This window comes from Salinibacterium sp. NG22, assembly GCF_015864925.1.
In the GTDB taxonomy this organism is placed as follows: Bacteria; Actinomycetota; Actinomycetes; order Actinomycetales; family Microbacteriaceae; genus Rhodoglobus.
The window spans coordinates 40,683-53,132 of the sequence record NZ_JADYWG010000002.1 but is presented as its reverse complement, the minus strand read 5'-3'; the positions used below and the strand labels follow the sequence as shown (position 1 = coordinate 53,132).

The 12,450-nt window shown below is 62.5% G+C and carries 14 protein-coding genes and 1 tRNA gene; 6 read left to right on the top strand and 9 right to left on the bottom strand.

Annotation, left to right across the window (positions count from 1 at the left end; translation table 11 throughout):
* The first annotated feature begins 2 nt into the window (after positions 1-2).
* Positions 3-632, top strand: coding sequence for an RdgB/HAM1 family non-canonical purine NTP pyrophosphatase (gene rdgB / locus I6E81_RS09890; RefSeq protein ID WP_197107286.1), 630 nt, complete (start codon positions 3-5; stop codon positions 630-632).
* Between the two features lie 74 nt (positions 633-706).
* On the top strand, positions 707-1,252 hold the full coding sequence (locus I6E81_RS14620; protein ID WP_197107285.1) for a HEAT repeat domain-containing protein: 546 nt from the start codon (positions 707-709) through the stop codon (positions 1,250-1,252).
* Between the two features lie 11 nt (positions 1,253-1,263).
* On the opposite strand, the gene I6E81_RS09880 is transcribed toward I6E81_RS14620, so the two are convergent.
* On the bottom strand, positions 1,264-2,001 hold the full coding sequence (locus I6E81_RS09880) for a DedA family protein (protein WP_197107284.1): 738 nt from the start codon (positions 1,999-2,001) through the stop codon (positions 1,264-1,266).
* 167 nt (positions 2,002-2,168) lie between these two features.
* On the opposite strand from I6E81_RS09880, the gene I6E81_RS09875 reads away from it, so the two are divergent.
* Both I6E81_RS09875 and I6E81_RS09870 read left to right on the top strand, forming a co-directional pair.
* A complete protein-coding gene (locus I6E81_RS09875; protein ID WP_197107283.1) occupies positions 2,169-2,558 on the top strand; it encodes a helix-turn-helix domain-containing protein in 390 nt (129 codons plus the stop codon).
* A 93-nt stretch (positions 2,559-2,651) separates the two neighbouring features.
* Positions 2,652-3,683 (top strand): zinc-binding alcohol dehydrogenase family protein, encoded by a 1,032-nt coding sequence (locus I6E81_RS09870; RefSeq protein ID WP_197107282.1) that lies wholly within the window; start codon positions 2,652-2,654, stop codon positions 3,681-3,683.
* Positions 3,684-3,709: 26 nt separating this feature from the next.
* On the opposite strand, the gene I6E81_RS09865 is transcribed toward I6E81_RS09870, so the two are convergent.
* Positions 3,710-3,794 (bottom strand) — tRNA-Leu (locus tag I6E81_RS09865).
* A gap of 369 nt (positions 3,795-4,163) precedes the next feature.
* Between I6E81_RS09865 and I6E81_RS09860 the strand changes: the two genes are divergently transcribed.
* A complete protein-coding gene (locus I6E81_RS09860; RefSeq protein ID WP_197107281.1) occupies positions 4,164-5,003 on the top strand; it encodes a TauD/TfdA family dioxygenase in 840 nt (279 codons plus the stop codon).
* A gap of 19 nt (positions 5,004-5,022) precedes the next feature.
* Here I6E81_RS09860 and I6E81_RS09855 read toward each other — a convergent pair whose 3' ends face one another.
* From I6E81_RS09855 to I6E81_RS09835, 5 genes are all read right to left on the bottom strand, one after another.
* On the bottom strand, positions 5,023-5,868 hold the full coding sequence (locus I6E81_RS09855; protein WP_197107280.1) for a hypothetical protein: 846 nt from the start codon (positions 5,866-5,868) through the stop codon (positions 5,023-5,025).
* A 91-nt stretch (positions 5,869-5,959) separates the two neighbouring features.
* Positions 5,960-6,916 carry a DUF2510 domain-containing protein gene (locus tag I6E81_RS09850; protein ID WP_197107279.1) on the bottom strand — a complete coding sequence of 319 codons (957 nt, stop codon included), beginning with the start codon at positions 6,914-6,916 and terminating at the stop codon, positions 5,960-5,962.
* A gap of 259 nt (positions 6,917-7,175) precedes the next feature.
* The gene (locus I6E81_RS09845) at positions 7,176-7,577 is read right to left on the bottom strand and encodes a roadblock/LC7 domain-containing protein (RefSeq protein WP_197107278.1); all 402 of its coding nucleotides are present in this window, start codon (positions 7,575-7,577) and stop codon (positions 7,176-7,178) included.
* Positions 7,574-8,164, bottom strand: a complete 591-nt coding sequence (locus I6E81_RS09840; protein ID WP_197107277.1) for an ATP/GTP-binding protein — start codon at positions 8,162-8,164, stop codon at positions 7,574-7,576. The genes I6E81_RS09845 and I6E81_RS09840 overlap by 4 nt, the downstream gene beginning before the upstream one ends.
* Positions 8,165-8,382: 218 nt before the next feature.
* Entirely contained in the window at positions 8,383-9,255 is an 873-nt protein-coding gene (locus I6E81_RS09835) for an EamA family transporter (RefSeq protein WP_197107276.1), read from the bottom strand.
* A gap of 97 nt (positions 9,256-9,352) precedes the next feature.
* Here I6E81_RS09835 and I6E81_RS09830 point away from each other — a divergent pair, with 97 nt between their 5' ends.
* Positions 9,353-9,862, top strand: a complete 510-nt coding sequence (locus tag I6E81_RS09830) for a MarR family winged helix-turn-helix transcriptional regulator (protein WP_197107275.1) — start codon at positions 9,353-9,355, stop codon at positions 9,860-9,862.
* Here I6E81_RS09830 and xylB read toward each other — a convergent pair.
* Together xylB and xylA are read right to left on the bottom strand one after the other, a co-directional pair.
* Positions 9,850-11,244 (bottom strand): xylulokinase, encoded by a 1,395-nt coding sequence (xylB, locus tag I6E81_RS09825; RefSeq protein WP_197107274.1) that lies wholly within the window; start codon positions 11,242-11,244, stop codon positions 9,850-9,852. The two genes, I6E81_RS09830 and xylB, sit on opposite strands and share 13 nt — an antisense overlap.
* Positions 11,245-12,435: a xylose isomerase gene (gene xylA / locus I6E81_RS09820; RefSeq protein WP_197107273.1), complete on the bottom strand. Its 1,191-nt coding sequence runs from the start codon at positions 12,433-12,435 to the stop codon at positions 11,245-11,247.
* Positions 12,436-12,450: the final 15 nt, after the last annotated feature.

Here is a 12,450-nt window from a genome sequence, read left to right as displayed (position 1 = left end):
TCGTGCGCATCGTTCTCGCCACCCACAACGCTCACAAAGTTGCTGAGCTGCGCCGCATCCTTGGCCCAGCACTCGATGGCCTCGAGCTCGTCGCCTACGACGGCCCTGAGCCGGTTGAAGACGGCGACACGTTCCAAGCCAACGCGCTGATCAAAGCGCGGGCCGCCGCTGCCCACACCGGGCTGCCGGCGCTCGCAGACGATTCCGGAATCTGTGTTGATGCGCTGGGCGGTGCCCCCGGCATCCACTCGGCTCGGTATGCGGGAACCCGCAACGACGTCGACAACCTTGAACTTCTGTTGGCCAACATGGTTGGCACGGATGACCGCGCCGCCCAGTTCGCGTGTGCGGCAGCGTTCGTGGTGCCGGCCGGTGTTGCTGGCACAGCCGACGCTGCTGGTGCCTCCACAGCAGAGGCTCACGAGTTCGTGGAGCTCGCACTCTGGCCGGGCACTGTCGCAACCGAGCGGAGCGGAACTGAAGGGTTCGGCTACGACCCGATTTTCTGTCCGGATGGCCAGCCGGGAACATCCGCCGACCTCACCTCTGACCAGAAGGATGCGCTCAGTCACCGTGCTCAGGCATTCGCCGCGATCATGCCGATCGTGCGCACTCAGCTGCTTGGCAACTAGTCGTCGCCTGCCGATCGTCGGCGAGTATGTGCGCTGCGGTCTCGGCGTCGGGCGCAACAACGTAGGGTTGAGGCGTGTCTGAACATGATGATCCCCACGCAGTAGATCTTGAACTCCCCATCGCAGCCCGCATTACGGCCGCGAGCGAACGCCATGGCGAAGCCGTCATTGTCGAACGTGCCGTCTCTCTTATCGAGGGCAACAACGAGGGCAAAGAGTTCCTGCTGATTGTCGGTGGCGAACATGCTCAGGGCATCCTCGACGGCGCTCCGGTGCTCTACTGGCCTGAGCTGTGGGGAACGCGCGCGCTACTGCACGCCTGGAACGACAGTGCTGCGGATGCCGTACGCGCCGCTCTCAGTAACCAAGCGTGGCGTGTGCGCGAGATGGCAACGCGTGTTGTCGCTACTCGTCGACTCGACGCTCGCGAGCAGCTTGTGGCGCTCCTGACGGACGACACTGCCCGCGTTCGCGCGTCGGCAGCTCGCGCCCTCGGAACGGTCGGTTCGCTCGATGTCGTTGAGACGATCTCCGAGCTCGTAAAAGACGAAGACATTGAGGTCCGTCGCGCTGCTCAGCAGGCCGTGACCGCCATCCGTAAGCGTTCGCCTCAGGAATAGCGGCTTCTGGCCTAGTCGTCGAAGTCTTGGTTGAAGTCTTTGGGGTGCAGGGCTAGCTTTTCTGCTTCGGCATCGTCGAGAGCCTCGGCGCGGCCAGTTTCGCGCGCCTTTTTCGCTTTGTAGGACGAGCGGAAGTAGTGGTACGCCGTCGGTAGCACGGTGAGGGTCACAGCGGCGAGCAGGATCAGGTCGATGTACTCGACGATGAAATCGCTAAGCCAGGGAATGTAGCCGAGCAAGTAGCCGCCGAAGGTGAGCCCAGAGCCCCAGATGAGGGCGCCAATCGCGTTGTAGAGCGAGTACTTGCGGTAGTCCATGTGGCCAACGCCCGCCGCGACCGGTGCGAAAGTGCGCACGATCGGCACGAAGCGCGCCATGATGACGGCGAGACCGCCGAAGCGGGTGAAGAAGGCATTGGTGCGTTTGACATTTTCGACGCTAAAGAGACCTGTCTCTTTGCGTTCAAAGATCTTGGGGCCCACTTTGTGCCCAATGAGATAACCGACCTCACCGCCGAGGAAGGCGGCAAGGCTTATAGCCAAACAGACCCACCAAATGTCATATTCGATGACGCCGGCAAAGGTGAGAACGCCGGTGATGAGAAGCAGAGTATCGCCAGGAAGAAAGAATCCGACGAGGAGCCCGGTCTCGGCAAAGACGATGAAGGCAACGCCCAGCAGCGCGAAGGCCCCAAAACCGGTGATCAGGTTTTGGGGATCGAGCCAAGGGATAAGGGCGGTGCCTACCAAGGGGGTTCTCCAGAATCGTCGGCTAGGTGCGCGTAGTCGGCGACGTTAGCTATGTACGTCACAGAGTAACGCGTGCTGGAGGGGCCTCGCTGTGGGGGATACCCCCGGTTCTGCGTAAAACTGCGTATTCTTGCTTTCCTAAGGAAAGTAACTATCAAGGAGTGGGAATGAGTCTCGAACCCAGCACCGATCATGACCATGTGCACCTAGGTAACGTTTTCTCGGCCACGTGTCCGTGCCGCGATTTGCTGGATGTCGTCGCGAGCAAGTGGTCAGCCCTCGCGATCGGTGCCCTCTTAGGTGGTCGGATGCGCTTCGGTGAACTTCAGCGTCACCTCGATGGGATTTCGCCGAAGGTGCTCACGAGCACGCTGCGCAAGCTCGAAGACTACGGAATCGTCGATCGCGAAGTCTTTGCCGAGGTTCCTCTTCGCGTGGAATACACCCTGACCCCACTCGGCCACGAAGCCGGTGTTCCTCTCGAGGCATTGCGTGTCTGGGCCGAGTCACAACTCGAGCATGCGCAGCGCACTGAGGCAGCGCGCGCACTCGTCTAGACACTTACCTCGGGGTAACTTGCCTCCCTTGCGGGTCACCACTATGAGCGGTTTAGCGTGGTGGCACACGCCAGCGATCACGCAAAGGACCCCATGAACACGTCAGCTCCCTCCCCTTTCAGCATCGGCTCAGTAGCCCCCGCCGTCATTACCCGCACTGGCGGACCGATTGAGAGCGAGGGAAGCCTGGTCGACGCAGAACTGACCGTTGACGCACCAACCGGCCACGACATCCTCGTGGAAGTCGCTGCAGTTTCGGTGAACCCCGTTGATGTGAAAGTGCGGGCCGGCGGAGAAGTAGCCGATCGTGTTCTCGGCTGGGATGCCTCCGGTGTTGTTGCCGCTGTCGGCCCCGACGTGACACTGTTCCAGCCGGGCGATGAGGTTTGGTACGCCGGCGACATCACTCGCCCCGGAACCTATTCGCGGATGCACCTGGTCGATGAGCGCATCGTCGGCCGCAAGCCGTCGAGTCTGAGCCACGCTGAAGCGGCAGCAATGCCGTTGACGACCATCACCGCCTACGAGGCGCTCTTTCACAAGCTCAAGCTCACGAGCGCCAGCACGGGCACTCTGCTCGTTCTGGGAGCCGCTGGGGGAGTGGGGTCGATCCTCATCCAGCTCGCCAAGGAACTGACCGGCGTGCGCGTGATCGCCACGGCGTCGCGCGACGAAACCCGAGCCTGGGTCACCGAAATGGGGGCGGATGCTGTGGTCAACCACCGTGGCGACCTCGCGGCCAACGTCGCCGACGTTGCACCAGAGGGCGTGGACTGGGTCTTCACGTCGCACACAGGCAAGAACCTGCCCGCAATCGTGGAACTGCTCAAGCCGTTCGGCGAGATCGTGGCCATCGACGACGAGGCCGGGCTCGACCTGCTGTCGCTCAAGGCAAAGGCGCTCAGCTGGCACTGGGAACTCATGTTCACTCGCTCAGCCCAGCACACCGCCGACATGGTGCTGCAGCACGACCTGCTGGGCGAAGTGGCCGATCTGGTGGATGCCGGACGGATCCGCACGACGCTTACGCACACGTTCAGCCCGCTCAACGCAGAGCAGCTGCGGGCCGCGCACGCACTCGTGGAAACCGGCGGAGCCATCGGCAAGACGGTAGTCGCTGTCTGAGCGAGCACTACGCAGAGTGCTCTATGTGGTGCGGAAGGCGGGACTTGAACCCGCACGCTCGAAAGCACAGGAACCTAAATCCTGCGTGTATACCAATTTCACCACTCCCGCTGGCCGGATTATCTTATCGCGACTGGAGCGGTTGTGTTTGCGCCTATGGGATTGCTTCAACTTTGCTGTGCACGGCCCCGTCGGCCCCGCCATCCTCGTGTTTTTGGAGGTGGAGGGTGTAATTTATGAAGTGTCTTCCCTATGGAGACGATGTCCGCGATTGCGCCTTCCAAGAGCCCTGTGAGCCACAGCTAGCGCATCGCACGAAGCAAGGAGAGCGACATTACCGTTCACGAGCTCCAATCGAGCCTGTTCACCCTCGACTCGGCCACTGCCGAAGCGATCCGTACCGCTGCCGAGCGCATTACTGCGCACCCTAATGAGAACCCGGATGACTTCGGTCGCCAAGCTCTCGCTGCAGCGTTCAGTTTGCCTGAAGAGGTCCGTGCGGCTGTTTTGAATTTTGCTGAGGTCGGCTCCGAAGCCGGCATCATGGTTGTGCGTGGCCTGTATGTCGACGAAGACCTTACAGATACTCCGCTCGACAACAAGAGCGGCCTGGGCGCCGCCACCATCTTCGCGAAAGAAATGGGCATGCTTGCTCACCTCCTCGGCAGCATGGTTGCCTACGAGGCTGAGGGCAACGGCCACCTCATTCAAGACATGGTCCCCAACCCGAAGCTTGCTGTAACTCAGCAGTCGCAGGGCTCGAAGGTCGAGCTCGAAGCTCACACCGAGCAGTGCTTCTCTGACTTCAAGCCTGACTATGTGATCCTCGGTGCCCTTCGCGGTGACGAGAACGCGAAGACGTATGCATTCTCGGGTCGCAAGCTTGTTGCCCAGATGACTCCTGAAGAGGTTGCCAAGCTGCGCCAGCCGCTGTGGGCAACCACGATCGACGAGTCGTTCCAGCCATACATTCCTCGCCCGGATGCCGTTCGTGGTCCGTTCCCGATCATCACCGGTCCAGAGGACGACCCGTACATCCTCGTTGACCAAGACCTCATGCACGGCATCACCGCTGAAGCTCAGCGTCTGCTCGGCAAGGTCGTCGAGACCTACATTGAGCACCGCGACGCCCACGTGCTGCAGCCGGGCGACCTGCTGATGCTCGACAACCTGCGCGCCATGCACGGTCGTTCGATGTATGCCCCTCGCTTCGATGGCAAGGACCGCTTCATTGCGCGTGGCTTCGTCGTGCGCGACCGCCGCAAGCTCTGGCCACAGCTGCTCGAAGACCGCCGCACTCTTGCTGCGGTTCACAGCTAAGACGCTCAGCGAAAGCTAGCTAGTTCGTAACGACGCGGGTCGTCTGCTCCGGCAGGCGGCCCGCGTTTGTGCGTTTTGGGGTGATGGCGAGGAAGAGCGCGGCGACGGCGAGCAGCTGCCCGAGAATGCTGAGCAGCATGCCGGGGCTCGCGGCATCACCGCCACTGACGAAGAAGGTATCGGCCAGCCCCATGCCCATCGAGAAGCCGGCGAACCAGTGGAAGAAGATCGCCACGCTCAGAATTACGCAACTAAGGATGAGCATCCCGCGCACGGTGATGATATTCGCGAAAGTGGGCAACGCCGTGAGGCCCGCGAAAGCGAGTGCGACGAGGGGCCAGAAAATGGCCCAAATCCAAGGGAACGGGTCGGGCCCGAGTTCTCCCGCCGCAGTCATGGCTGCGTAGATCTCGTCAAGCGTGAGCCCGGGAGCTTTGGTCAGCGGATTCCAGATAAAGATATTCAGTATTCCGATCGTGACTACGGCCATCATCGCCACGACGGTACCGGTGCTGATCGACAATCGCGTTCGACGTGAGAGCGGCGCGGTCGCCGGCGGATCGAGAGTGTAGCGGCGGTCGCCGGCCGTCTCTGCGGTGGTCTCTCGCGCAGGCTGTGAACGAGCGCTCCATCCGGCTTTGATCGCGAACCCCGTCATGACCACGGCGAATGCGAGCAGCACGATCGCAAAAACTCCGACCGCGGCGCCAACGACGGTGACTAAGACGGGAAACTCTGCCGGAGCTGTGCCGACTGCGCCGTAGGCGCCGAAGAAGAACTGATTAGCGCCCAGAAGTCCAGCGCTGAGATAGGCGGCGGTAGCCCACCGCGCGAAATGGGACGCGGGCGACGAAAACGGAGTCATGCCGACACTCTAAGCCAGCGGCATCCGAAATCAAGGATTATTCAGTCGAGGGGTGAGCCGGGCAATATGCCCACCCTCTCGGCTGAGATCGTTAGCGCTTGTGGCGTCCGCGGAGTCGTGCGAAGAGGCCCTGAGGTGCCGGCGCTGGTGCCGGAGTGTCAGTTTCGTCTTCGCGGGCACCGGGAAGGATGCGCAGGATGTTCATGAGGCTCAGCGCCGCAAGGAGTGCGTGTGCTGCAGTGGGCAACGTCTCGGCAATCGCCGAAAGTTCCTTCGCCGACAGCGGTGCATGGCTCAGGATCGAGGTCATGCGCAGCTGGTCAGCATCGTGCGGAAGGTTGGTGATATTCGGCCAGCGACGCAGACGGTAGCGGGCACCATCGACGAGCCACGGTGCGGGAGTGTGAGCGTAACCGGTGTTGCCGATCATCCACAGCAGCGGGTTGAGGTCGAAACCGGCACCCGTGGGCATAATCACTTCTTCGCGGATGTGGCTACGCACGTTGATGCTGACCGGGTGCGTCGGGAAGTCGGTGATTTCAGCTTTCCACCAGTAGGCGCGCTCGTTCACATCGATGACGAGCATTGGGAAGCTGGAGGAGGTGATCGCCAAAACGGTTGGTTGCGCGCTGCTCGAGGCGATCTTGATTGCTTCAGCAACCTGCGCCCACTCTGAAACGAGAATCGACGGATCGAAGTCGTCATTCGAGGGCTCGCCCATGAAGCCGACAGTCGGGTCGCCGGCGGTAGCCGAGTCAACGGCCTGCTCGGGCATGGGGGCTTCGAGCTGGCGGAGCGTGCTCGCCAAGGTCGGCTCCGGTGTCGTTTCGCGGCCGATCGGCGTCGTCGCGGTGGCGGGCTGGACGTGATCGTCGAGCTCGTCGTCGGTGGGGTCGGCAAAGTCGACATCGACCAGCTGGTGCACGAGCGGTGCGCGTGCTCCAGAGATCTGGTCAGTCCAGGTGTGGTTATCCCACCAGCGCAGCTGGGGGAGGCCAAGCGGGTCGGGGTACCAGCCGGCGGGGATGTTGGTTGCGTATGTAGTCATCTTCACGCCTCCTGCGTGAATTGGTGTGCGGTGCCGAGGGTGCATCGCGGTGGTGCTTCGGGTAAAAATCCTCGAGTCAGAATGTGATCTGCGGGTTAGACAAGTGATCGCGTTCTGTTCGTAGTTCCTGGTCCTACTGCGGGTGTTTCGGGTCGTGCATGCTCAGGTACTGCTTGTGTTGCTTGCGGGTTAGTGCGGGTTAGTGCGGGTTAGTGCGGGTTACGCGGGTAGTTCGGGGCCAGCGGGTTTTCGGTTTGTACTACTTCGCCATCAGGAGGGTTGTGAGCCTTCGCGCGGTTCGGCGCGCAGCGGTCAACGACCCGCCAATGGTTTCTCGATCGGTGAAAAGTGCGGCGAGTACCAGCGGGTGGCCTTGGACTCGTACTTGTACGACGTGGCCTTGTTCAGCCGCGACGATCACAAACTCGTTGTCTCCGAGCTGCAATTCTCTAGCGACAGCGTCGGCGAGGGCCTGAGTGGAACTGGCCATGCTCGCGAATCGATTGCTGTCAAATTCTTTACCGGCTACCGAAACGACGCTGAATCCGTCTTCTGTCAGAAGGGATGCGTAGCGAAGCGACGGTGCTAGGTCGCGAAGTCCACCCAAGGCGAGTTCGCCTCGGACGATGTACTTGGAGTCGAGGTGGGGCGCGAGAGTCATCGTGCCCTCCGTCCACCGGAACCGACGCCGACACCGATACTGTCGGCGACGGCTTGCTTGAGCTCGATGTTGGCGATGAGGGTCATGAGGAGCGTCATCATCTCTTCCTGGGAACGAGCATCCACGGTAAGCACCGGGATCATCACGTCAGGCATTTCATCGGCAAGAGCGTTGGCGTATTCCTCGATCAGCGCGCGGGGCACGAGGTCGGCCCGTGTGAGGCCGATGACGATTCCGCCGCGCTCGTAGAGAGCGAAAAATTCTTTGACGTATTCGATGGCGGTCTCGACAGGGTTGTCGGCATCCGCATTCACCAGCAGCAGTACGCCCTCGGCTCGTTCGGCGAGAATCGTCCACATGAAGTCGAATCGACGTTGACCGGGAACGCCATACAGGCGAACTTTCTCGGCCTCGTTGATGCCGATTTCGCCGTAGTCGAGAGCCACCGTGGTGGTGGGTTTGTCGGCGACGCTTCGGTCGCTATTTGCGGCCTCCGTGCTGACGACATCGATCTCGCTGAGGGCGCGAATAGCGGAGGTCTTGCCGGCGCCCATTGGCCCGGCAAACAGGATTACGTGCTCTGCCATCTGATCCCTCCCCCAGGAGTTCGTTCTACGGTTCTTTCTCACTGAAGCATGCAAGCCCCCGAAGCGGGGTAGTAGACCCCCGTTTGGGTGTCGTTAACAATTGCCCCCATAAATGCTGACCAGAACGTTCTGTCTGTCCCCTCAAGACGTGCCGTGTTCTCGGGGAAGTCGGACGATTTTCTAGACCAATTCGGCGCTGGTCTCGACCGCGGCAGGGGTCATCGAGAGGGGATTGGGGTGGGTGTGCGAGAGGGAATTTGTGCCCCGACTATTGCCGCAAGAGCCAGCCCAAACCCGAGTAGTTGGAGTGCGCTAAAACGTTCGCCAAGGAGGAGTGCGCCGAGCGTGGCTGCAGTGAGGGGGGAGAGTAAACCGAGCACGGCGAGTGATGAAATCGGCACGATTCGAACGCCTCGAAACCAGAGTGTGTAGGCAACGATGCCGCCGACGATCCCTAGCCACGCATAGCCGGCGATAGCGGGCCCGCTGAGCGTTGCCGGAATGCCCTCTGCGAGCAGTGTGATGGGGAGGAGGAAGAGCCCGCCGGCGGTGAGAAGCCAGCCGGCATAGCTGAGTGCCGATACCTCGGGCGGTTTTCCCCAGTGCTTTGAGAGAAGCACTCCGAGCGCCATGGATGCCGTGCCGGCGAGCCCGGCGATGAGGCCGAGGGTGTCGAGTTGAGCACTCGCCCGCAACATAACGAGGGCAACGCCGAGTGCGCCGATGATGCCCCAGATCACGAGTCGCCAGGGAGCGCTTTGGCGAAAGGCTACGACGATGAGCACGGCAACGATGAGGGGCTGGGCGGCGCCAAGGGTGGCGGCGACTCCGCCGGGGAGGCGGTAAGCAGCGATGAAAAGCAGGGGAAAGAAGGCGCCGATGTTGAGCACGCCGAGCACGAGGGATTTCCACCACCAGGCGCCGTGGGGCAGCTGACGGGCGATGGCGAGGGCGATCAGGCCGGCGGGCAGCGCGCGCACGAGGGAGGCGAAGAGGGGGTGCCCGGTCGGCAGCAGCTCGGTGGTGACGATGTAGGTGGTGCCCCACGCGATGGGCGCAATGGCGGTGATGAGAGTGTCGCGCAGCCGCATGAGAACTCCTTAGCATTGAATAGTTGAACGTTAAACAATCTAGCGGGGTTATGCTGGATTCGTCAAACAATTCAACGTTGAGGGATTCTGAGGCATCATGACAGACAGCGTCGATCGCATCCTCGCCCAATGGGCCGCGGTGCGCCCCGACCTCAACGTCTCGGCCATGGGCGTGCTCGGGCGACTGTCCCGCCTCACCCGACTCCTCGAGCGCGCGCAAAGCGACGTCTTCGAGACGCACGGTCTGCAACCGGGGGAGTTCGACATTCTCGCGACCCTGCTGCGAACGGATGCCGGACCACGCGGCCTCACCGCGGGCGCGCTTTCGGCCAGCGCCATGGTCACCTCGGGAGCGATCACCAATCGGCTTGATCGACTCGTCACGAAAGGGCTCATCTCGCGCGACGTCGATCCCGAGAACCGGCGCACCATCCGTGTTGCGCTCACCGCTCAGGGAGCGGAGGTGGTCGAAGGCGCACTCGCTGCCCATCTTGAGAACGAGGAACGCCTACTGGAATCACTCAGCGCAAGCGAGCGAGCCCAGTTCGAGAGCCTGTTACGTGGCCTGTTGACCGTGCACGAAAGTGAGCCGAATCACACCGCGTAGCGGGCGTACTGCTCCCGAATAATCGGGTGGAAGTCGGATGCCGGCTCCGCCACAGTGGCGATAGCCCAGTCGGGGCGTGTGCCGTCGAGCACCCACGCCGCCTGGGCTGCGGCGCCCAGCGCGACATACTCTGCGGGCTCGGGAACCACGACCGGCACCGCAAACACCTGAGACGCGATGGTCGACACTGCGGGGTTTTGGGCGGCGCCACCGATGAGGAGGATGCGCTCGGCGGAAACTCCTTGGCGACCGAGAGCGTCGAGGCCATCCGCGAGCGCACATAGCAGTCCCTCGACGGCGGCGCGCGCGAGTGACGGGCGGGTTGTGGAGGCAAGCGTCATGCCGAAGAGGGTTGCTGTGGCATCCGGAAGGTTGGGGGTTCGTTCGCCTTCGAAGTAGGGCTGCAGCACGAGTCCGCTAGCGCCGGGGGCCGCTTCGAGCGCGAGAATGCCGAGCTCATCGTGGGTGACGCCCAGAAGTGTTGCGGTGCTGTCGAGCACGCGGGCGGCGTTCATGGTGGCGACGAGGGGCAGGAAGATGCCGCTGGCATCGGCGAAGCCTGCCACGGTGCCGGTGGCGTCAGGAACCTGAGTTTCGGTAACAGCGAAGACGGTTCCGCTGGTGCCGATCGAGACGACGACATCGCCTGCTCGTGCGCCCAAGCCGAGTGCTGCTCCGGCGTTGTCGCCAGCGCCGCAGCCAATCTCGATGGCGGTTCCCGCGACAGTGCCTGCGGTTTCACCTGGCGCGACGATGCGGGGCAACACCACGCCATCGGTCACGGAACTGCGCCCGAGTGCTGCCGTGAAAACCTCGTCGTCGTAGGTATTGGTGACGGAGTTGAAGTAGCCGGTGCCGCTCGCGTCAGAGCGGTCGGTCACCAACTCAGTCAGTTCAGGATTCTCGGGGCCGAAGCCGCGCAAACGCCAGGTCAACCAGTCGTGCGGCAGGCACACGGCGGCAACAAGGGCGGCGTTCTCGGGCTCGGCATCGCGCAGCCAGCGCAGCTTCGTTGACGTGAACGACGCAACCGGCTTCGAGCCGGTGCGCTTGGCGAGGTCGGGAAACTCGGTGCTGAGGGCGTGAGCCGCGGCAGCAGAGCGGGTGTCATTCCACAGCAGGGCTGGGCGGATGACCCGGCCGGCGGCATCCAACACGACCATGCCGTGTTGTTGGCCGCCGACCGAGATCGCGGAGACGTCATCCAGCCCGCCCGCCTCGGTGATGGCGTCGTTGAGAGCCACCCACCAGGCATTCGGATCAACCTCGGTGCCGGCCGGATGGGAAGCGCGGCCGGTGCGCACGAGTGCGCCGGTCGCGGCATCCACGATCACGATCTTGCAGGACTGGGTTGAGGAGTCGATCCCCGCGACGAGGGTCATTTAGCGGGCGCCCATGAGGTGCTCGGTTGCGAGCTGCTGCAGGCGAACAAAGCCGAAGCCCTTGCCATTGAAATAGGCCTCGTAGTCGAAGTCTTCGTACGAGGCGCGGTCTGCCAGCAGGTCGTCATAGCTTTCATTCTCGCCGAGAGTGTTCTCGGCCAGTTCGAAGACGCGCGCAGCTTCAAGAGCTTCTTGCACATCGGGGTCGGCGCGGAATGCGGCTGCGCGCTCCTTGAGGAGCAGGTAGGTGCGCATGTTGGCGGCCGCGGAATCCCAGACGCCGGTCGAGTCCTCGGTGCGGCTCGGCTTGTAGTCGAAGTGACGCGGGCCGGTGTAGCTCTGACCTCCGCCGGGGCCACCGTTTTCGAGCAGGTCGACGAGCGAGAACGCGTTGTGCAGGTCGCCGTGACCGAAGACGAGGTCTTGGTCATACTTGATTCCACGCTGGCCGTTGAGGTCAATGTGGAACAGTTTGTCTTGGTACAGCGCCTGAGCGATGCCCGAAGTGAAGTTCAAGCCAGCCATCTGCTCGTGGCCAACTTCGGGGTTCACGCCGAACAGTTCAGGGCGCTCAAGAGTTTCGATGAAGGCAATCGCGTGGCCGACGGTCGGCAGCAAGATGTCGCCGCGGGGCTCGTTGGGCTTGGGTTCAATCGCGAAGCGGATGTCGTAGCCCTTTTCGGTGACATGGTCACCAAACAGGTTGAGAGCTTCGCGGTAGCGCTCCAGGGCGGAGCGAACGTCTTTCGCGGAGTCGTACTCTGCTCCCTCGCGGCCGCCCCACATGACGAAGGTCTTGGCGCCGAGCTCTACGCCGAGTTCGAGCTGACGCATTGCTTTGCGCATAGCGAAGCGGCGAACACCGCGGTCGTTGGAGGTGAATCCGCCGTCTTTGAAGACGGGAGCGCTAAAGAGGTTGGTGGTGACCATCGGCACGATGAGGCCGGTGTCGCTGAGTACTTGCTTCAGGCGGTCGATCTGCTTCTGGCGTTCGGCATCCGTCGATCCGAAGGCGAAGAGGTCATCGTCGTGGAAGGTAAGACCGTAGGCGCCGAGCTCGGCGAGCTTCTCGACGCCGTGAACGACATCGAGCGGGGCGCGAGTGGGGCCACCGAAGGGGTCGGCTCCGTTGTAACCGATAGTCCAGAGCCCGAAGGAGAACTTGTCGGCGGGGGTGGGTTGTGTAGGCATTGAGGCTCTCCGTTG